This is a genomic window from Streptomyces sp. NPDC006602 (assembly GCF_042870385.1).
Lineage (GTDB): Bacteria > Actinomycetota > Actinomycetes > Streptomycetales > Streptomycetaceae > Streptomyces.
This window is the reverse complement of sequence record NZ_JBIAHG010000020.1, coordinates 42,423-61,902: the sequence shown is the minus strand read 5'-3', so window position 1 is coordinate 61,902 and position 19,480 is coordinate 42,423. Positions and strand designations below refer to the sequence as shown.

Genomic DNA, 19,480 nt, shown 5'->3' with positions numbered 1-19,480 from the left:
GACGGTGGTGGAGGAATACCCCGGGAGAAAAGCCTGCCTCCAGAAGACCGCGACCTGTCGGGCCGCCACGGGTCGTACTCCGGCACGTCGGCCGGAGTTCGCCCGGGTGTCGGCCGATCACCGGTGCGGTTACGGCCCGGCGCCGGAGCGCCACTCGCACGACACCAAACTTGTACTGTTCCTTTTCTTGAACCGTTCGTGTTTATGAGGGTAGGTTGGTGTCATGACTTCGCCCCAGCCCCCGACCACTGCCGAGGAACTCCGCGGTGCCGGCCTGCGGGTGACAGCCGCCCGAGCCGCACTGCTGGAGACCGTCCGGGACGGTGATCACCTGGGCGTCGAGGCGATCGCATCCGGGGTGCGCGACCGCGTCGGCCACATATCGCTGCAGGCCGTGTACGAGGCCCTCCACGCGCTCACCGCCGCGGGGCTCGTCCGCCGCATCGAGCCACCGGGCAGCCCCGCCCGGTTCGAGGGACGCGTCGGCGACAACCACCACCACCTGGTGTGCCGGTCGTGCGGTGTCGTCGCCGACGTCGACTGCGCGGTCGGCCACGCCCCCTGCCTGACCGCCGCCCAGGACCACGGCTTCTCGGTCGACGAGGCCGAGGTCATCTACTGGGGCCTGTGCCCCTCCTGTTCCACCGCCCCCAGCCCCTGAGCTTGTGATCCACCCCGTTCGGAAGGATTCCCCATGACCGAGAACCATGACGCGATCGTCACGGACCCGAAGCCGGAGGAGGCCTCGGGCTGCCCGGTCGCGCACGGACGCGCCGCGCACCCCACCCAGGGCGGCGGAAACCGCCAGTGGTGGCCGGAGCGCCTCAACCTGAAGATCCTTGCCAAGGACCCGGTCGTCGCGAACCCCCTCGGTGAGTCGTTCGACTACGCCGAGGCGTTCCAGAACCTCGACCTGGCGGCCGTGAAACGGGACATCGCCGAGGTGCTGACCACCTCGCAGGACTGGTGGCCCGCCGACTTCGGCAACTACGGCCCGCTGATGATCCGTATGGCCTGGCACAGCGCCGGCACCTACCGCATCAGCGACGGCCGCGGCGGTGGCGGCCGTGGCCAGCAGCGCTTCGCGCCGCTGAACAGCTGGCCGGACAACGGCAACCTCGACAAGGCCCGCCGTCTGCTGTGGCCGGTCAAGAAGAAGTACGGCCAGTCGATCTCCTGGGCCGACCTCATGATCCTCACGGGCAACGTCGCACTGGAGACGATGGGCTTCGAGACCTTCGGCTTCGGCGGCGGCCGCGCCGACGTCTGGGAGGCCGACGAGGACGTCTACTGGGGTCCCGAGACCACCTGGCTCGACGACCAGCGCTACACCGGCGACCGTGAGCTGGAGAACCCCCTCGGCGCCGTCCAGATGGGCCTCATCTACGTCAACCCGGAGGGCCCCAACGGCAACCCGGACCCGCTGGCCGCGGCCCGCGACATCCGCGAGACGTTCCGCCGCATGGCGATGAACGACGAGGAGACCGTCGCCCTCATCGCCGGTGGCCACACCTTCGGCAAGACCCACGGCGCCGGCCCGGCCGACCACGTGGGCAACGACCCCGAGGCCGCCTCCCTGGAGGAGCAGGGCCTGGGCTGGAAGTCCACCTTCGGCACCGGCAAGGGCGGCGACGCCATCACGTCCGGTCTGGAGGTCACCTGGACCACCAAGCCCACCCAGTGGAGCAACGACTTCTTCGACATCCTCTTCGGCTACGAGTGGGAGCTGTCCGAGTCCCCGGCCGGCGCCAAGCAGTGGGTGGCCAAGGACGCCGAGGCGATCATCCCGGACGCGCACGACCCGTCGAAGAAGCGTCTGCCCACGATGCTCACCACCGACCTCTCGCTGCGCTTCGACCCGATCTACGGTGAGATCTCGAAGCGCTTCCACGAGAACCCGGCCGAGTTCGCGGACGCCTTCGCCCGCGCCTGGTACAAGCTGACCCACCGTGACCTGGGCCCGAAGTCCCTGTACCTCGGCCCGGAGGTCCCCGCGGAGACGCTGCTGTGGCAGGACCCGCTGCCGCAGGCCGAGGGCGAGGTCATCGACGCCGCCGACATCACGGCCCTGAAGGCCAAGGTCATCGCGACCGGGCTGACCGTCTCGCAGCTGGTGTCCACCGCGTGGGCCTCGGCGTCCACCTTCCGTGGCAGCGACAAGCGCGGCGGTGCCAACGGCGCCCGCATCCGCCTGGAGCCGCAGCGCGGCTGGGAGGCCAACGACCCCGACCAGCTCGCCCAGGTCCTGCGCGTCCTGGAGGGCGTCCAGGCCGAGTTCAACGCCGGTGCCAAGAAGGTCTCCCTGGCCGACCTGATCGTCCTCGGCGGTGCCGCCGCGATCGAGAAGGCCGCCAAGGACGCCGGCTTCGACGTGGAGGTCCCCTTCACGCCGGGCCGCGTGGACGCCACCGAGGAGCACACCGACGCGGAGTCCTTCGCCGCGCTGGAGCCGGTCGCGGACGGCTTCCGCAACTACCTCGGCAAGGGCAACCGCCTGCCGGCCGAGTACCTGCTGCTCGACAAGGCGAACCTGCTCACCCTGAGCGCCCCCGAGCTGACCGTCCTCGTCGGCGGTCTGCGCGTCCTCGGCGTCAACCAGGGCGGCTCGCAGCACGGCGTGTTCACCGCCACCCCGGGCGCGCTGACCAACGACTTCTTCGTCAACCTGCTCGACCTGGGAACGACGTGGAAGTCCACCTCGGAGGACCAGACCACCTTCGAGGGCCGCGACGCCGAGACGGGCAAGCTGAAGTGGACCGGCACCCGTGCCGACCTCGTCTTCGGCTCCAACTCCGAGCTGCGTGCCCTCGCGGAGGTCTACGCGAGCGACGACGCGAAGGAGAAGCTCGTGAAGGACTTCGTCGCGGCGTGGGTCAAGGTCTCGAACCTGGACCGGTTCGACCTCGTCTGATCGCACCCGTCTGATCGCACCACTGATGCCCGGGCCGGCCCGCAGGGGCCGGCCCGGGCATCGCCATGTGCGGGGCCCTTGCCCACCCATCTGGAGTAGGCGCCCCAACTCTCAGCAAAGGATGAACACTTCGGGGAGCGGCAATTTGACACGCCCACCACGCCCTCCGCAATCTATGCGCATGACATCCATTTCCAATAAGGCCGGCGGTTAGCCATGCGCATTGCCTTCGTCGGCAAGGGCGGCAGCGGCAAGACCACCCTGTCCGCCCTCTTCTCCCGTCACCTGGCCCGCTCCGGCGCGCCGGTCGTCGCCATCGACGGCGACATCAACCAGCACCTGGCGTACGCGCTCGGTCTCGGCGAGGACGAGGTCTTCGCCGCGCCGCCGCTCAGCGCGCGGACCGGCGAGATCAAGGACCACCTGCGGGGCACGAACCCGCGAATCGCGTCCCGCGACGCCATGGTCAAGACGACCCCGCCCGGTCGCGGCTCCCGGCTGCTGCGGCTGCTCGGCGACGACGAGATCCACGCCCACCACGTCCAGGAGGTCGGCGGGGTGGCGCTGATGGTCACCGGGGCCTTCGGCGAGAGCGACCTCGGCGTGGCCTGCTACCACTCCAAGCTCGGCGCGGTCGAGCTGTACCTCAACCACCTCGTGGACGGGCCCGGCGAGTACGTGATCGTCGACATGACGGCCGGCGCCGACGCCTTCGCCTCCGGGCTGTTCACCCGCTTCGACATGACCTTCCTCGTCGTGGAGCCGACCCGCAAGAGCGTCTCGGTCTACCGCCAGTACCGCGATCACGCCGCCGAGTTCGGCATCCCGGTCGCCGTGGTCGGCAACAAGGTCACCGGCGCGGACGACCTCACCTTCCTGCGGGAGCACGTCGGCAACGACCTGGTCGCCCACTGCGAGCAGTCCTCGTTCGTGCGCGCCCAGGAACAGGGCCGGGCCGCCGGGGAGCTGGAGTCGCACAACGCGCGCACGCTGGACCGGCTGCGCGCGGCCGTGGACGCCCGCCCCAAGGACTGGACCGCCTTCCAGCGGCACGCCGTGGAGTTCCATCTGCGCAACGCCACCGCCTGGGCCAACGAGGCCACGGGTCAGGACCTCGCCGCCCAGGTCGACCCCGACTTCCGGCACGGCCCGGCGGCGCTGGCGGCCTTCGCCTGACGCCGCCGCGCCGCCCTTCCTCCCCCTCCCCTCCCCCCACCACATCCAGCACTGCCAGTACCGCCAGTACCGCCAGTACAACGAACAGACAGGAAACACCGTCATGTCGCTCGACGTCTCCCCGAAGCTGCTCGCCGAAGCCGAGAACGGCGAGGTACGGGAGGAGGACTTCGTGGAAACGGTCCGTACGTCCCTGCCCTACGCCTACGACCTGATCGCCGGCCTGGTCGGCGAACTGCGCGCCGGTGACGCCGAGTTCACCGACAACCAGACCCCGCCGCCCTCCGAGAAGGAGCGCGGCCAGCTGCTGCGCGCGCTGTCCAGCGACGCGATCCGGGGCAGCCTGGAGCGGCACTTCTTCGTCGCCCTCGCCTTCCAGAACTGCCACCGCGTCGCCGCGTTCCGCCCCGAGGACCGTGGCGGTGAGACGTACGCGCGCTTCACCTCCCTGCGTGCGCAGATCCTCAACCAGTCCCCCGAGTTCCGCGACTGCTGACCTCGCGGGCGCGGCAGGCAGGCGCCACGCCGGAGCGGGCCGGGTACGTCAAGTATTGGCAATGGTTTTCATATAGATCGGAATCAGCCATGTTCTTGACATTCATTTCCATCTAGCGTGGCGCTTGCCCGGCTCGCTCCGGGCTGTCCCAGCCCCCGGGAACATCCCTGTTCCCCCCTGTCGTGGAGGACCCATGCCCTCGTCCCCGTCCCGGCGCCTGGCCGCCCTGCTCACCGGCGCCTCGCTGGCCGTCCTGGCAGGCTGCGGCAGCTCGTCGGACTCCGGCAGCGGCGGGAGCAGCTCCCAGGAACCGGCCGCCTCGTCCAAGGTCGCCGTTGTCGCCTCGACCAACGTCTACGGCGACATCGTGAAGCAGATAGGCGGCGCGAAGGTCGACGTCACCTCGATCATCAGTGACCCCGAGCAGGACCCGCACTCCTACGAGGCCAACACCCAGAACCAACTGGCGCTGTCCAAGGCGAAGGTCGTCGTCGAGAACGGCGGCGGCTACGACGACTTCGTCGACCGGATGCTCAAGAGCGGCGGCTCCTCCGCCGAGGTGATCAACGCCGTCAAGGTCTCTGGCAAGACGGCCCCGAAGGGCGGGGAGCTCAACGAGCACGTCTGGTACGACTTCCCCACCGTCGCCAAGATCGCAGACCGCACAGCGGCCGCCCTGGGCAAGGCCGAACCCGCCGACGCGGCCGCCTTCACCCAGAACGCCGAGACGTTCAAGACGAAGCTCCACCTGCTGGAGACGAAGGAAGCCCAGATCAGGAAGGAGCACGGCGGCGAGGGCGTGGCCATCACCGAGCCCGTGCCGCTGTACCTGCTCGACGCGTCCGGCCTGGTGAACCGGACGCCCGGGGAGTTCAGCGAGGCCATCGAGGAGGGCGACGACGTCTCCCCCAAGATCCTCCAGGCCACGCTGGCCGTGTTCAGCGGCAAGGAGGTCAAGGCGCTGGTCTACAACGAGCAGACTTCCGGCCCGCAGACCGAGAAGGCCAAGGCCGCGGCGAAGGCGGCCGGCATCCCCGTCGTCCCGGTGACCGAGACCCTGCCCGCGGGCAAGGACTACCTCGGCTGGATGACCGCCAACGTCGACGCGCTCGCGAGCGCGCTGGACAAGTGAGGCGACCGGCCGCGGCCCCGGTGCCCCGGGCCCGTCAGGCGGGACCCGGGACCGGCGCGGTGATCAGCCTGCGCGAGGCCGCCGTGTCCTACGGCGAGCGTGTGGTGTGGCAGGGCCTGGACCTGGACGTACGGCCCGGGGAGTTCGTGGCCGTGCTCGGGCCGAACGGCTCGGGCAAGACCAGCTTCGTACGGTCCCTGCTGGGCCGGCAGCCTCTCTCGGCCGGCACCCTGACCGTCCTCGGCCGCCCGCCCCGCGAGGCCGCCCGGCACCTGGGTTACGTACCCCAGCAGGCGGAGTTGTCCGCGCAGGCGATGCTGCGCGCCCGCGACCTCGTACTCTTCGGGATCGACGGCCACCGCTTCGGACCGCGCCTGCGCACGGCCGCCGTCCGCCATCGGGTTGACGAGATCCTCGCGTCGGTCGGCGCGTCCACGTACGCCGACGTGCCGCTCGGCCTGCTCTCCGGAGGCGAACGTCAGCGCGTCCGCATCGGCCAGGCCCTGGCCACCGACCCGCGCATCCTGCTCTGCGACGAGCCGCTGCTCTCCCTCGACCTGAACCACCAGCGGGCCGTCACCGAACTGGTCGACGCCCGACGCCGCTCGCACGGCACGGCCGTGGTCTTCGTGACCCACGAGATCAACCCGGTGCTCGGCCTGGTGGACCGGGTGCTGTACCTGGCGCACGGCAGTCACCGGGTCGGCACACCGGAGGAGGTCCTCACCTCCGAGTCGCTGTCGCGGCTGTACGGCACCCAGGTCGATGTCGTCCGTGTACACGGCCGGGTCGTGGTCGTCGGAGCCCCCGACGACCCGGCCACACCACCGCACCACGCCCATGAGACCGAGGATGTACGCCGATGACGCTCGCCGACGGGGTCTGGCAGCAGATCTTCAGCTTCGACAACTACGGCGAACTCCTGGCGCTGGTCCGCAACTCCCTCGTCGCCGGTGCCGCGCTCGGCCTCGTCGGCGGCCTGGCCGGGGTCTTCGTCATCATGCGCGACCTGCCCTTCGCGGTGCACGGCATCAGCGAGCTGTCCTTCGCCGGAGCTTCAGCGGCCCTGCTCCTCGGCGTGAACATCGTGGCGGGCTCGATCGTCGGCTCGCTCCTCGCAGCCGGCGTGATCGGCGTCCTGGGCGCACGGGCCCGCGACCGCAACTCGGTGATCGGCATCATCATGCCGTTCGGCCTCGGACTGGGCGTGCTCTTCCTCGCCCTCTACAAAGGCCGCGCGGCCAACAAGTTCGGCCTCCTCACCGGCCAGATCGTCGCCGTCGACACCCCGCAGATGACCTGGCTGCTCGGCACCTCCGCCGTCGTCCTGCTCGCCCTGACGATCATGTGGCGCCCGCTGACCTTCGCCAGCGCCGACCCGGATGTCGCCGAGGCCCGCGGCGTGCCGGTGCGTGCCCTGTCCTTCGCCTTCATGATCGTGCTCGGACTCGCCGTCGCCCTGTCGGTGCAGATCGTCGGCGCGCTGCTGGTCCTCAGCCTCCTGGTCACGCCCGCCGCGGCCGCCGCCCGCATCACCGCGTCGCCCATCCTGCTGCCGGTGCTCAGCGTGCTCTTCGCCGTGGCCTCGATCGAGGGCGGCATCCTGCTCGCCCTGGGCAGCAGCATCCCCATCAGCCCCTACGTCACGACGATCTCGTTCACGATCTACGCCACCTGCCGCCTCGCGGGCACCCACCGCACCCGGCGGTGGGGAGCCGGACGGACGGTGGCGCAGCCGGCCTGACTCACGCGCCGAAAGGCTTTGCGGGAAAGCGCCGCCGTGAGGGCTTGGTGGCCGGCGTCGGTGAGTTCCTTCGCGGCTGCGTTCGGACCCGGCGGAGCTGCGTTCGCCGGTCGTCACCTCGGTCAGCTGGAGATGGCGCGGGAAGAGCAGGGAGGTGTCACTCCGGCTCTCGAACCATGCCAGAGCTACTCTGCGGGCAACTGTCCTGGCTTCAGGAGAGTTTCGTGCACCCCGCCGTAGTGGGAACGACGGCGGGGTGCGCACGGTTCACGGTCCTGCCGACGAGCGGCCCGCGAGCGAACGAGCAGGATCACCCTCGCGTCCCCCGCGTAACGGGCCGCGTGCCCGCTCCCGGCGGGAGGGCCGTCGGCCGTCGGTCACTTGGCCAGGAAGGCGAGGAGGGCCTGGGTGACTTCCTGGGCGTGGGTCCACAGCAGGCCGTGGGGGGCGCCGTCGATGACGACGTAGTCCGCCTGCGGGAGTGACTGGTGGAAGCGTTCTCCGGTGGCCTCGATGGGCAGGATGCGGTCGGCGGTCCCGTGCAGGATCAGTGCCGGGACGTCGATCTTGGGGAGGTCGGCACGGAAGTCGGTGGACCAGGTCGCCACGCAAGCCAGGGAGGCGTACGAGGAGGCTCCGGCGGCAACGTTCCAGCTGTTGCGGACGGCTTCCTCGCTGATGCGGGTGCCGAGGTTCTCGTCGAGGTTGTAGAAGTTCTCGTAGAACGCGGTGAAGTAGGCGTAGCGGTCGGCGGTGACTGCCTCTTCGATGTCCTTGAAGATGGTGCCGTCGACGCCGCCGGGGTTGTCGTCGGTCTTGAGGAGGAAAGGCTCGAGAGAGGCGAGGAAGGCTGCCTTGGCTATCCGGGCGGAGCCGTAGGTTCCCAGGTAGCGGGCGACCTCGCCGGTACCCATGGAGAAGCCGACCAGGACGACGTCGTTGAGGTCGAGGGTCTCCAGGACCGTGTTCAGGTCGGCAGCGAAGGTGTCGTAGTCGTAGCCGGTGGTGGGCTGGCTGGAGCGGCCGAAACCGCGCCGGTCGTACGTGATCACGCGGTAGCCGGCCGACAGCAGGGCGGCCGACTGCTTCTCCCAGGAGTGGCCGTCGAGCGGGTAGCCGTGGATCAGTACGACCGGCTGCCCGGTGCCGTGGTCCTCGTAGTACAGCTCGATGCTGGTCGAGTTCTCCTGGCCGACGGTGATGAACGCCATGCTGGTTACTGCCTTTCGGTGGGAAATGCGTCTGGTGGTGAAGTGCCCGGACGGGCAGGACTGTGGGGACGTGCGAGGCTGCGACAGGGCGGAACTGCCGGTCAGCGGACCGTGCGGGCCGCCTGCTCCACGATGCGGGCGACGGCCCCGGGGCGGGACACGGATACCGCGTGCGACGCGTCGATGACCGTGGTGCGAGCCCCGGCACGGGCCGACATGTAGCGCTGGGCGGCCACGGGGATGTTGAGGTCTTCGGTAGTGACCAACGACCAGGAGGGGATCGTCTTCCAGGCGGCCTTCGTCGACTTCTCCTCCAGCGCGGCGGCGGCGATCGGACGCTGTCCTGCTGCCATGAGCCTGGCCTTGTCCGCCGGCACGTCCGCAGCGAACTGGTCGCGGAACTTTTCCGGCTTGATGTACACGTCTGCGCCCTGACCACCGTCGGGCAGCGTGTAGTTGACGGACTCGATCGCCTGGCCGAGGGTGCTGCCGGGGAACTTGTTCGTCAGTCCGAGCGAACTCTCGCCCGTGTCGGGCAGGAACGCAGCGATGTAGACCAGCGCCTTCACCTTGCCCTCCAGGCCCGCGGCGGCCTGGCTGATGACGGTACCGCCGTAGGAGTGACCGACCAGGACCACGGGCCCGTCGATGTGGTCGACGACGCTGCGCAGGTAAGCGGCATCGGTCGCCGGACCTCGCAGCGGGTTGGCGGCGGACACCACGGGATAGCCCGCACTCTGCAGCCGAGTGACGACACCGTCCCAGCTCGCCGCGTCGGCGAACGCCCCGTGCTCCAGCACGATCGTCGGACGTATCTGATGGTGGGGCACCGCACCGGCTACGCCGGGCAGGGTGACGGCGGCCACAGACAGCCCTACGGCCGCTGTGACACCGAGCAGGGCGGATCTGCGGCTCGGACGGGCCAGGCGGGTGATGCGCATGCGTGAATGTCCTTTTCCTTGGTTGTCGGCCCTCACCGGACCGTGCCGGCGAAGCGGCCGGTGCGTTCGAGAAACGAAGCACCGAGTTCCTTTGTGGATGACCGAGTTGTTGTGCGTTCCGTCTGCGCCAGGTGGTCAGCGCGGATCGGAGGGATGGTGGGCGACACGCGACAGCGGCCCGGAGAGCGGCTGCCGGGCTGCCGCCCGACCTGGCCCTGGAGCATCGCCCGCCCCCCCAACTGCCGGGCCAGAACGTCTTTCGTCCTGTTCAACGATGAGAAGACAGGGCCGGTTCACCCCGGGAACGGGATGTTCGTTCATCGATCCGATGCCGGACGGTGCCGTCGCGGACGCGGCGTACGGCATCGCGCGCGAGGCTCTGACCAACGTGGCGCGGCACTCGCCGGGTGCGGCCACGACGGTGACCTGCCTGTACGGCGACACCTGCACGGGAGTCTCGGTCACGAGCGCGCGGCCGGCCGGGTCGGTGGCGCACGGCGCGGGCCTCGGTTCAGGGCGCGGCCAGGGCTTTCTGCGGTCGCGGGCCCGGGAGCCGGGTGGCACACTGCCCAGCGGCCCGACAGCCGAGAGCGGTTGGGAGGTACGCGCGACCCTGCCCGGCCGGACCGCCGCCGCCTCGGCAGGGCGGTCGGCTCCGTACACGTATCGCCTGGCACAGGTCGTGACCGCTGCCGGCCTCGTCCTGCAACCGCTGCTTCCCTTGCTGGTCGACCGGGAGGGCACGGCGTCGAACGCACAGCGGGTGACGGCACCCTGACGGGCGAGCTGAACCGGTGAGTCACGGCTTTACCCAACTCCTGGTCGGGCCTCCGGGGTGGAGCGGGCGGGCCTCAGCCGGTGGAGTCCAGGACTTCGTAGACATGCCTCATGTAGCTGAGGGTGCGCTCCGAGCCGAGGATTCCGTCGCCCAGCCGGTTCATCGTGTACGAGAACGTGACGCGCCGGTCGAGGTCCATCATGACGATCGAGCCGCCCCGGCCGACCCAGAAGCAGACCCTTCCGGTGGGCATGTGCGGCATCGTCCTCGCATCGGCGAGCGCGAAGCCGATGCCCCAGCGCACGGGAACGCCCAGGAACAGGTCGATCCCGTCGGTCTGTACGTCGAGGGCCTTGTCCACCGTGTCCGCGAAGAGGAGCCGGTGGCCGTTCACCTGGCCGCGCCGTGAGATCACGGAGAGGGCACGGGCCATGCCTCGTGCGTTGCCGTGTCCATTGACGGCTCCGAGTTCGGCACGGCGCCACTGCGGAGTGTCGACGTGCTCGTCCCGGGCGGGGCTTCCGAGCAACGTCTTGGTGAAGATCCCCTCGGGATCGAGGCCGGCGGGCATTTCGGGGAGCTGCGACGGCGCCACCAGCTCGGCGATACGCGGCCAGTCGGCCTGCCGCGCACCGATCTGGACGTCGGCTTGTGACGGCTTGGCGATCTCGGTGTCGACGAACTCGGTCAGGGTACGGCCGCTGACCCGCCGGACAAGCTCTCCCACCAGCTGTCCCTGAGTCTGCACGTGGTAGCCCGAGGCACTGCCCGGCTCCCACCAGGGTGCCTGCGCGGCCAGCCGGGCGCTCGCGGTCGGCCAGTCGTACAGATCGTCGATGGTGAAGGGCTGCTGCCAGCCGGAGAGCCCCGAGGTGTGTGCCAGGACATGCCGCACCTCGATGTCCTGCTTGCCCTGAGCAGCGAATTCCGGCCAGTAGTGCGCGACCGGGCGGTCCAGATCCAGCGCCCCCCGGTCGACGAGGACGAGGGCCGCCAGACTGCTGAGGGTCTTGGTGGTCGACCACAGGCTGACCAACGTGTCCTGGTGCCACGGAACGGTCCGCGCTTCGTCGGCATGCCCACCCCACAGATCGACTTCCATGACTCCGTCGACATCGACGGCGATCGACGCCCCCAGCTCCTCGCCGGACTCCAGGTGCGCTGCCAGCGCCGCTCGGACCGGTTCGAACCGGGCAGTGCTCGTTCCTTCGACGATGACCATGTCTTTCCCCACTCTTGACGACGACCGTTCGATCACTCAACGGAATGAACGTCACGCTGGTTCACGCTTCGTCGCAGGTGAGGGCATCTGTGTGGATGCCCCTCTGGCGGGAGGACATCTGCAGAGACCGTCTACAGAGGATCCGGCCCGCTCTGCGACGCCGCCGACCGGAACGGACCGCGTACCGGATGCGTTCTTCACGGGCCGTCCGGCGCGGGGTGCTCGCAGATCAGCAGCGTCGGAATCAGCCGGCCACCGGTTCGTTCCATGGCGAGCCGAGGTCGTGGTAGCAGATGAGCGGCTCCCCAGGTGGAGGCGGCCCTTTCCCGGCGGAGGGCGGATCCCGCGCCCCACCTGCAGTCGCCGCGGCCGGCGAAGGCGCCCCTGTCACCGCGGCGCATCGCGCCGCCGGTGAAGTCATCCCGCCGGGTGGCGTCCTGCTAATGTCCTGTCCGATATGCGGGAAGCGGACGACGGGGTCCTCGCCGCGCCGATCACATGCTCCGGCCCCCCACCTCGGCGGACAGGTCACCGCGACGAGGGTCGCACGGGTGTCCGGGTGTGCCAGCGCCCGGTTTTCGTCACCGCGGGAGCGGGTCGCCCATTCCGCGGGTCATGGTCATGTATGTGCCCCCGATGGCGGCGCCGTCGAGCGGGATTCTGAGTGGGTACGGTGACAACTGTGAGGCAGGGTCTCGACTTCGGGCTGCTGGGTCCGCTGGTGGTACGGCGGGCGGGCACGGTACTCGATCCGGGTCGGCGCAGGCAGCGGCTGCTGCTGATCCGCCTGCTGCTCGCCGAGAGCCGGGCGGTCGCTCCGCAGACGCTGTGCGAGGAACTGTGGCCGCAGCAGCCGGGACGGACACCGGGCGGAGCGATGGGCTCCCTGCACGCCCACATCAGCAAGGTACGCGCGGTCCTGGAACCCCAGCACCTGCGCCGACAGGGCACCTTCGAGGTGCTGGTCACCGAACCCCTGGGCTACGCCCTGCGTGTTCCGCCCGAGAGCCGTGACACCGTACGCTTCGAGCGGGCCCTTGCCCAGGCACACCGGTTCATGGAGCAGGGCCGGCCCGAACGCGTCGTGGAAGAGACCGGAAAAGCCCTGGAGATGTGGCGCGGCACCCCGTTCGCCGACGCCGCGCACCACCTGTTCGCCATCCACGAGGCAGCACGCCTGGAAGAACTGCGGCAGACCACCCGCGAGATCCGCACCACTGCCCTGCTCCTGCGAGGACGGATCACCGAAGCCCTGGACGCGGCACAGGAAATGACCACAGAGCATCCCCTGCGGGAAACCGGCTGGGCCTTGCTGCTGCGCGCCCTGTACCTCGCCGGCCGGCACCCCGAAGCGCTTCAGCGCTACACCGACCTGCGCCGGCATCTCGCCGACGAACTCGGCCTCGAACCCGGCCCATCCCTACGCGCCCTGCACCACGGCATCCTCCACCACGACCTGCCACCCCTTCACTCAGCCGATGAACTGAACAGATTCGGCGCGGCATCCGCCCCCGGCGGGGGTGCCGGGCACGGCAGCGATCCGATCGGGCCGGCCATGTCCGGGGTGCCGGACGAGGGCGAGGCAACCGCGCCCGTCGGCCCGGCCGCCGACGAACCAGCCGACGCGGCCGATCGGTCCGATGCGAGGTGCGACCCGGCCCCGGGGATGAGGGAACCACGTCGCCGCCCCTGGCACGTCCGGCACAACTGCCGCGCAGTCTCCCGGTGTTCGCCGGGCGGGCGGCCGAGGGGGCGTGGCTGTCGGCTGTGAGCGGTGCACCCGGCCGGCCCGGACCGGCCGCTGCCCCTGTCGTCGTCATCAGCGGTGCTCCCGGTGTCGGCAAGACCACCTTCGCCGTCCACCACGCCCACCGCATCGCCCCCTCTTTCCGCGACGGACAGCTTTTCGTCAACCTGTGCGGATTCCACCCCCACGCACCCGCCATCGAACCCGGCAACGCCCTGCACGGCTTCCTCACCGCCCTCGGTGTTCCCGCCCAGCGCATCCCCGAAGACACCCCCGGCCGCAGCACCCTCTTCCGCAGCCTCCTCGCCGACCGGCAGATCCTCCTCGTCCTGGACAACGCCCGCGACGAGCAACAAGTGCGCCCCCTGCTCCCCGCGGGAGCGGGCTGCCTCACCCTGATCACCAGCCGCAACCAACTCCCCGGCCTGATCGCCACCGACGGCGCCAAACCCCTCACCCTCCCCCTGCCCTCACAAACCGAGGCCCACCAAGCCCTCGAACGACGCCTGGGAACCGAACGACTGGCCGCCGAGCCCACCGCCACAGCCGACATCATCCGCCTGTGCGGACGACTTCCCCTGGCCATGGCCGTGGTCGCCGCCCGCGCCGAACTCGATCCCTCCTTCCCCCTTCACGCCATCGCCGACGAGCTGCGACACACCCACGGCGGCCTCGACGCGTTCACCGGTTTCGACACCACCACCGACGTGCGCACCGTCTTCTCCTGGTCCTACCGGTCCCTGGACGAGCCCACCGCCCGGCTCTTCCGCTTCCTGGCCCTGCACCCCGGCCCGCACATCACTGCCCCCGCCGCGGCCGGCCTCGCCGGCCTTCCCCTCCCCCGAACCCGCCGCGCACTCGCCGGCCTGGTCAGTTCCTGCCTCGTGGAACAACCACTGCCCGGCCGCTACAGCCTGCACGACCTCCTGCGCGGCTACGCCACCGAACTGACCCACACCCACGACACCACCGACGAACGCCACCACGCCACCCTCCGGGTCCTGGACCACTACATGTTCACCGCCTACGAGGCCAACCAGCTCCTGAAACACGACACAACACCCGAGCTCGACCTCGGTGCACCCAACCCAGGCGTCACCCCGGAGAACCTCACCACCGTCAAGCAGGCAACCCGATGGCTCACCGCCGAACACCAAGTGCTGACCGGCCTGCTCCACACCACCGTCAGCCAACAGCTGGACCACCACACCACCGGGCTGGCCTGGTCACTCAAGGACTATCTCTACCGCCAGGAATTCTGGCCCGAAGCCATCACCGCACTGACCCCCGCCCTTGAAGTGGCCCGGCGCCAGAACAACCGCCTCGAAGAAGGCCGTTGCCTACGCCACCTCGGTGGCATCCACGGCTATCTCGGCCATCAGGAACAAGCCCTGCACCACCTACAACTCGCCACCACGATCTTCGAAGAGCTCGACGCGACCGGTGAACAGGCCCGAGCCCACTACGTCACGGCGTGCGCGCTGTTCCTGTTCGGCCGGATCCAGGAGGCCGTGACGTCCTCCGAGCGGGGACTGGAGCTGTCCCGGGAGACAGGTGAGGAGTTGTGGTTGGCCGAGTGCCTCGTCGAACTCGCCTGGTTCCGCTCCAACCTGGGGCAGCTCGAGAAAAGCCTTCAGTACAGCGAGGAGGGCATCGCCTTGTTCCAGCGCCTGGACGCGCCGTGGCAGCTGGCCCAGGCCTGGGACATTCTGGGCTACAACCTCCGTCAGCTCGGCCGTTACGAGGAATCGGTGGCCACCTACCAGCGGGCGACGCGGGCGTTCGAGGAACTGGGCGACCACAGGAACGCCATCGGCTCACTGATGCGGCTGGGCGACACCCGGCTGGCCTCGGGTGACCGGAATGGCGCACGGGCGGACTGGGTCCACGCCCTCGAGCGCGCCGACGAGCGAGCCATGTCCCACAGCGCCCAGCAGGTCCGTGACCGGCTCACCGCCCTGGACATGGACGCGGATCCCACGCCCACCGTGCCGGAGAGGGCGGCCGGGAGCCATGAGCTCCCGGTTCCGAGGAGTGGTGATCCTGCGCGCCAGGTGTACTGATCACGAGCATTGTCGACACCGACCGGGATGGTTCAGCGGATGATCACTCGTCCGCGCATCCGCTGAGCTCCAGCGGGCGCGGGCCTCCTCTCACCCGCAGAGCCGGGGCCCAGGAGCCATGACGCCCGCGTTGGCGAAGCACGCGGTCTGGTTGCCGTTGTACCAGACCTTGAACCAGGTCCGTCCGGTCACCGCAGGCGGTCTGATCGACCGCGGCGGCCGGGGAGGCGGGCGGGAGAGCGGTCATGGCTCCCGCCGCCAGGACGAGTCCGAGCCGGGAGAGGGTGCGCTTCATCAGTGGAGTTTTCCTTCCGAGATGGTGCCGTGCTGCGGAGCAACACGATCGAGGGGCCGGCAAACCACCCTTGTTGTTCACGCCGGGGAAGCAGCCAATGGCGCACAGAGTGAAGGGGTGGACGACCGGTCTGTGTGGAACCGTGTCGGACCTGGGCCCAGGGTCGGCGAGCGAGGAGTCGCCACCTGGCCAGCAGGCCCCGATGCGTAGGCGTTCGGTCTGCTGAACGTTGCGTGCGGCTCTCCGGTTCACCCTGCAGTCGATGCCGTCCTCGACGCCGTCACGGGGGAGCTGCGCCTGCAGCGTCAACGCTCTTCCGCGACCGGCCGACGGCTTCCTGGCCGATGGCCTTCCGGGTTTCCCATCCGCTGAGCCACATGTCCGACCGCCGGCCTCCACTCAGCCCTTACGGGCCCGGTGTGCGACGCGGGCACTCAGCACATGAAACGGCGTCCAGGGCGGCCGGTTCGCCGTGCGTAAGAACACGTGGGCGGATGCGCGACGGAGGACCGGCCGATCGGTGCGGTGCCCGGTCGACGTGTACCAGAGCGTCGTGACGGACGTCGCGACACGAGCGGGCACCCGCTCCCCCCACCCACACACAGCCCGAACGCCACGGCGGCGGTCCTTCCGTGTGCGACTCGGCCGGAAGCGCGCTCCGCAGCGGATGCCAGGGCCTGGCCGGGGCGGTCAGCGAGAGACGCCAAGGGGCACGACAAGGAGACGACAAGGTTTGGCCAAGGGCTCCCTACGAAGGTTGAGCCACTCGCCGCGCATGCGGGAGAGCACGCCACAGAACACTTGAACAGGATTGGGCGCCACCCATGAACGGGATCATGGAAGCGGGGACCACCACCCTCGCTCCGGCTCGGGCGCATGCCCGGAACGTCACTTCGGAAGCCGACTGCGATGCCTTCATCCGAGACGTCTACGATCAGTACGGACTTCTGCTCGTCCGGTACGCCACGCGGCTGCTGGACGGCGACTGGCACAAGGCGGAGGACATCCTCCAGGAGACCGCGGCCCGTGCCTGGAAACACGCCCGGTTCTTGGGCACCCGCGGCGACCACATCCGGCCGTGGCTGTTCACCGTGGCCAGGAACCTTGTCATCGACCACCACCGGGCTCGGCAGATCAGGCCTCTTGAGCTGATGCCGGTCGAGGACCTGGACACATCCTGGGATGGCATGAGATCCACGATCACCTCCCACGCAGTGCTGGAAGCACTGCGGGAGCTGAAAGAGCAGCATCGGACCATTATCGGCCTCATGTACTACCTGGAATGCAGCGTGGCCCAGGCAGCCGAGCACCTCGGCATCCCGCCCGGCACCGTCAAGAGCCGCGCCTTCTACGCCGTGCGGGCACTGCGCAAGGCCCTGGAGAAACAAGACGTACTCGGCGAATAGCCATGGCACGGGCGGTGGGTGCCGCCCTGGTCCTCCACGGCCCCCTCCGGGACCACCGAGCGTGCCGCTCGCCGTGCTGTGCCGGGGATACCGGACAGCTCCGCGGCGGTCATCGGAAGTGAGCTCGCCCCAGCGCAGTCCGGTGGAGAAGGCGAGCAGGCACATCGTCCGCCAGGCAGTGGGAAGTTCGTCCGGGATGCTCTGGGCCTGGTCGAGCGTGAACCACCACGGCGGTTTGACCGCGGCGGTACTGCATCAGCCGGCCGAAGGTCCGCTCGATCGCCCACCGCTTGGGCAGCGGCCAGGACGCCTTCACCTGCGGCCGCCGCTCCCCTTCCCCATCGATACTGAGCCCGGCAATCCCACTCCACGACCTCGATGATCAGCACGCTGCGCCGTGAACGCTTCGGTTCCGTCTTCCAGTACGGCGAACTACTCCCCGAGCTGACCATCGAGGAGAACACGGCCCTGCCACTGCGCCTGGCCGGGCAGCGCAAGTGACCCGCGCTCGCCACCGCGGGCGAGGTGCTCGAACGACTCGGGCTCTGTGACCTGCGCGAGCGCCGCCCGTCGCAGGTGTCCGGAGGGCAGAGCGAGGCACTCCGGCCCCGGCACGGCGACTCCGGCGAGTCGGAAGAAGCGACGCCGCGGTGGCGGCATGGCCGGAGAGACCCATGCCACCACCGCGGGGGGGGACGGAAGCTGCCCCCTACGACACCGTGGCGCGGTCCGGCGTGTGCGTCCCGTTCCGGACTGCCCTGCGCTGGCGGACCACGGCGAAGACCACCACGGCCAGGGCCAGCAGGGTGGACAAGGCGACCTGGTCGCGGCCGCCGCCATCGGCCGTGTCGGTGAGCATGTAGCCCAGGACGAAGATGATGAGGCCGATGGTGGCCCAGGTCAGGTAGGGGTAGAGCCACATCCGGACGACCAGCTTCTCCGGCGACTCCCGCTCGATGATCTTGCGCATCCGTAGCTGGGAGAAGCAGATCACCAGCCAGACGAACAGGGCGATCGCACCGGAGGAGTTGAGCAGGAACTGAAAAACAGTGTCCGGCCACAGGTAGTTGAAGGCGACCGCGACGAAGCCGAAGACCACCGAGGCGAGGATGGCCGAGCGCGGGACGCCACGCTCCGTCGTCCGGCCGAACGCGGCCGGGGCGTCACTGCGGCGGGCGAGGGAGAAGGCCATGCGTGAGGCCGTGTACAGGCCGGAGTTGAGGCAGGACAGTACCGAGGTCAGCACGATGGCGTTCATGATCTCGCCGGCGTGCGGGATGCCTACGGAGCTGAGGGCGGCGACGTACGAGCCGTCCTTGAGGATGGCAGGGTCGTCCCAGCCCACCAGCGAAACCACCATCAGGATCGAGCCCAGGTAGAACACCGCGATCCGCCAGATCACGCTGTTGGTGGCCTTGATGACGGCGGCCCGCGGGTTCGCGGTCTCACCCGCCGCCAGCGTGACGATCTCGCTGCCCATGAAGGAGAAGACCACCATCAGGACGCCGGTGAGGATCGCTCCGGGTCCGTTCGGCAGGAAGCCGCCGTGTGCGGTGAGGTTGGAGAAGCCGCTCGCCGGGTGGTCCGAGCCGGGCAGCAGGCCGAAGATGGCGAGGCCGCCGACCGCAATGAACGCGACGATCGCGACGACCTTGATGCCGGCGAACCAGAACTCGAACTCGCCGTAGGAGCTGACCGAGACCAGATTGCTGGCGGTGAGGACGACCATGACGATCAGGGCCCAGCCCCACTGCGGGACCGCCGGTATCCAGCCGGCAAGGATCTTGGCCCCGGCGGTCGCCTCGACGGCGAGCACCACGACCCAGAAGAACCAGTACAGCCAGCCGATGGTGAAGCCGGCCCACCGGCCCAGCGCGCGGTCGGCGTAGGCGGAGAACGAGCCGGAGGTGGGGTTGGCCACGGCCATCTCGCCAAGCATGCGCATCACGAGGACGACCAGGACGCCGACGAGGGCGTACGAGATCAGGATGCCGGGCCCGGCGGCGGCGATGCCGGAGCCGGATCCGACGAACAGGCCGGCACCGATGACACCGCCGATCGCGATCATCGACAGGTGGCGGTTCTTGAGTCCGGCCTGGAGGCCGGACTCAGGCTCTGTGGGAGGGCTCTTGGGGACGGTTGTGGTCATCTCGACATCCATGGAGGGAGTGCGGACCAGGGCCCCTGGAAATTAGTTCAGTACGATCTAAAAGAACAAGACTTGTTTAACTGTTCACCTTGCTCTATTTTTCGTGCAGCGCCCACGGCGTCTTCCGTCCTCCGTGGCTGCCACCGTGTCGTCCCCGTGTTCCGATCCCCTGGGGAGCCCCCATGCACCACACCGCGGCATGGTCGCGA

The 19,480-nt window shown here is 69.4% G+C and carries 15 protein-coding genes and 1 pseudogene; 12 read left to right on the top strand and 4 right to left on the bottom strand.

All coding sequences use genetic code 11. The annotated features are described in order from the left end of the window. Positions 1-223 precede the first annotated feature (223 nt). The 7 genes from ACFYO2_RS34765 (at position 224) to ACFYO2_RS34735 (ending at position 7,459) form a co-directional block, all read left to right on the top strand. On the top strand, positions 224-661 hold the full coding sequence (locus ACFYO2_RS34765) for a Fur family transcriptional regulator (protein WP_388357183.1): 438 nt from the start codon (positions 224-226) through the stop codon (positions 659-661). Positions 662-694: 33 nt separating this feature from the next. Further along, complete coding sequence (gene katG, locus ACFYO2_RS34760) at positions 695-2,911, top strand: catalase/peroxidase HPI (RefSeq protein ID WP_388357180.1); 2,217 nt, start codon at positions 695-697, stop codon at positions 2,909-2,911. A gap of 216 nt (positions 2,912-3,127) precedes the next feature. Beyond that, positions 3,128-4,087 carry an ATP-binding protein gene (locus ACFYO2_RS34755; RefSeq protein ID WP_388357177.1) on the top strand — a complete coding sequence of 320 codons (960 nt, stop codon included), beginning with the start codon at positions 3,128-3,130 and terminating at the stop codon, positions 4,085-4,087. A 103-nt stretch (positions 4,088-4,190) separates the two neighbouring features. Further along, positions 4,191-4,583: an SCO5389 family protein gene (locus ACFYO2_RS34750; RefSeq protein WP_388357174.1), complete on the top strand. Its 393-nt coding sequence runs from the start codon at positions 4,191-4,193 to the stop codon at positions 4,581-4,583. A 193-nt stretch (positions 4,584-4,776) separates the two neighbouring features. After that, positions 4,777-5,715 (top strand): metal ABC transporter solute-binding protein, Zn/Mn family, encoded by a 939-nt coding sequence (locus ACFYO2_RS34745; RefSeq protein WP_388357171.1) that lies wholly within the window; start codon positions 4,777-4,779, stop codon positions 5,713-5,715. A 59-nt stretch (positions 5,716-5,774) separates the two neighbouring features. Then, positions 5,775-6,581 carry a metal ABC transporter ATP-binding protein gene (locus ACFYO2_RS34740; RefSeq protein WP_388357383.1) on the top strand — a complete coding sequence of 269 codons (807 nt, stop codon included), beginning with the start codon at positions 5,775-5,777 and terminating at the stop codon, positions 6,579-6,581. Continuing rightward, entirely contained in the window at positions 6,578-7,459 is an 882-nt protein-coding gene (locus ACFYO2_RS34735) for a metal ABC transporter permease (protein WP_388357169.1), read from the top strand. The genes ACFYO2_RS34740 and ACFYO2_RS34735 overlap by 4 nt, the downstream gene beginning before the upstream one ends. A 377-nt stretch (positions 7,460-7,836) precedes the next feature. Here the strand turns inward: ACFYO2_RS34735 and ACFYO2_RS34730 are convergent, their stop codons facing one another. Further along, positions 7,837-8,670 (bottom strand): alpha/beta fold hydrolase, encoded by an 834-nt coding sequence (locus ACFYO2_RS34730; RefSeq protein ID WP_388357166.1) that lies wholly within the window; start codon positions 8,668-8,670, stop codon positions 7,837-7,839. A gap of 101 nt (positions 8,671-8,771) precedes the next feature. After that, complete coding sequence (locus ACFYO2_RS34725; protein ID WP_388357163.1) at positions 8,772-9,611, bottom strand: alpha/beta fold hydrolase; 840 nt, start codon at positions 9,609-9,611, stop codon at positions 8,772-8,774. A gap of 328 nt (positions 9,612-9,939) precedes the next feature. Between ACFYO2_RS34725 and ACFYO2_RS34720 the strand changes: the two genes are divergently transcribed. After that, complete coding sequence (locus ACFYO2_RS34720) at positions 9,940-10,389, top strand: hypothetical protein (protein WP_388357160.1); 450 nt, start codon at positions 9,940-9,942, stop codon at positions 10,387-10,389. A 73-nt stretch (positions 10,390-10,462) separates the two neighbouring features. Here the strand turns inward: ACFYO2_RS34720 and ACFYO2_RS34715 are convergent, their stop codons facing one another. Next, positions 10,463-11,611, bottom strand: a complete 1,149-nt coding sequence (locus ACFYO2_RS34715; protein WP_388357158.1) for a serine hydrolase domain-containing protein — start codon at positions 11,609-11,611, stop codon at positions 10,463-10,465. 682 nt (positions 11,612-12,293) lie between these two features. Here ACFYO2_RS34715 and ACFYO2_RS34710 point away from each other — a divergent pair. The 4 genes and pseudogenes from ACFYO2_RS34710 to ACFYO2_RS34695 form a co-directional block, all read left to right on the top strand. Continuing rightward, the gene (locus ACFYO2_RS34710; RefSeq protein ID WP_388357154.1) at positions 12,294-13,382 is read left to right on the top strand and encodes a BTAD domain-containing putative transcriptional regulator; all 1,089 of its coding nucleotides are present in this window, start codon (positions 12,294-12,296) and stop codon (positions 13,380-13,382) included. Continuing rightward, entirely contained in the window at positions 13,379-15,421 is a 2,043-nt protein-coding gene (locus ACFYO2_RS34705) for an ATP-binding protein (RefSeq protein ID WP_388357151.1), read from the top strand. Before ACFYO2_RS34710 ends, ACFYO2_RS34705 begins: the two co-directional genes overlap by 4 nt. A 1,119-nt stretch (positions 15,422-16,540) precedes the next feature. Beyond that, positions 16,541-17,122 carry a sigma-70 family RNA polymerase sigma factor gene (locus tag ACFYO2_RS34700; protein WP_388357148.1) on the top strand — a complete coding sequence of 194 codons (582 nt, stop codon included), beginning with the start codon at positions 16,541-16,543 and terminating at the stop codon, positions 17,120-17,122. Between the two features lie 381 nt (positions 17,123-17,503). Further along, a pseudogene (locus ACFYO2_RS34695) lies at positions 17,504-17,719 on the top strand (ATP-binding cassette domain-containing protein); the annotation flags it as partial. A 112-nt stretch (positions 17,720-17,831) separates the two neighbouring features. Here ACFYO2_RS34695 and ACFYO2_RS34690 read toward each other — a convergent pair. After that, positions 17,832-19,271: an amino acid permease gene (locus tag ACFYO2_RS34690; protein ID WP_388357145.1), complete on the bottom strand. Its 1,440-nt coding sequence runs from the start codon at positions 19,269-19,271 to the stop codon at positions 17,832-17,834. Positions 19,272-19,480: the final 209 nt, after the last annotated feature.

Excerpts from the sequence above, each read along its gene's own strand:
- ACFYO2_RS34765 (WP_388357183.1), top strand. The coding sequence starts at position 224 with ATGACTTCGCCCCAGCCCCCGACCACTGCCGAGGAACTCCGCGGTGCC.
- katG (WP_388357180.1), top strand. The coding sequence starts at position 695 with ATGACCGAGAACCATGACGCGATCGTCACGGACCCGAAGCCGGAGGAG.
- ACFYO2_RS34755 (WP_388357177.1), top strand. The coding sequence starts at position 3,128 with ATGCGCATTGCCTTCGTCGGCAAGGGCGGCAGCGGCAAGACCACCCTG.
- ACFYO2_RS34750 (WP_388357174.1), top strand. The coding sequence starts at position 4,191 with ATGTCGCTCGACGTCTCCCCGAAGCTGCTCGCCGAAGCCGAGAACGGC.
- ACFYO2_RS34745 (WP_388357171.1), top strand. The coding sequence starts at position 4,777 with ATGCCCTCGTCCCCGTCCCGGCGCCTGGCCGCCCTGCTCACCGGCGCC.
- ACFYO2_RS34735 (WP_388357169.1), top strand. The coding sequence starts at position 6,578 with ATGACGCTCGCCGACGGGGTCTGGCAGCAGATCTTCAGCTTCGACAAC.
- ACFYO2_RS34730 (WP_388357166.1), bottom strand. The coding sequence starts at position 8,670 with ATGGCGTTCATCACCGTCGGCCAGGAGAACTCGACCAGCATCGAGCTG.
- ACFYO2_RS34725 (WP_388357163.1), bottom strand. The coding sequence starts at position 9,611 with ATGCGCATCACCCGCCTGGCCCGTCCGAGCCGCAGATCCGCCCTGCTC.
- ACFYO2_RS34720 (WP_388357160.1), top strand. The coding sequence starts at position 9,940 with ATGCCGGACGGTGCCGTCGCGGACGCGGCGTACGGCATCGCGCGCGAG.
- ACFYO2_RS34715 (WP_388357158.1), bottom strand. The coding sequence starts at position 11,611 with ATGGTCATCGTCGAAGGAACGAGCACTGCCCGGTTCGAACCGGTCCGA.
- ACFYO2_RS34700 (WP_388357148.1), top strand. The coding sequence starts at position 16,541 with ATGAACGGGATCATGGAAGCGGGGACCACCACCCTCGCTCCGGCTCGG.
- ACFYO2_RS34690 (WP_388357145.1), bottom strand. The coding sequence starts at position 19,271 with ATGACCACAACCGTCCCCAAGAGCCCTCCCACAGAGCCTGAGTCCGGC.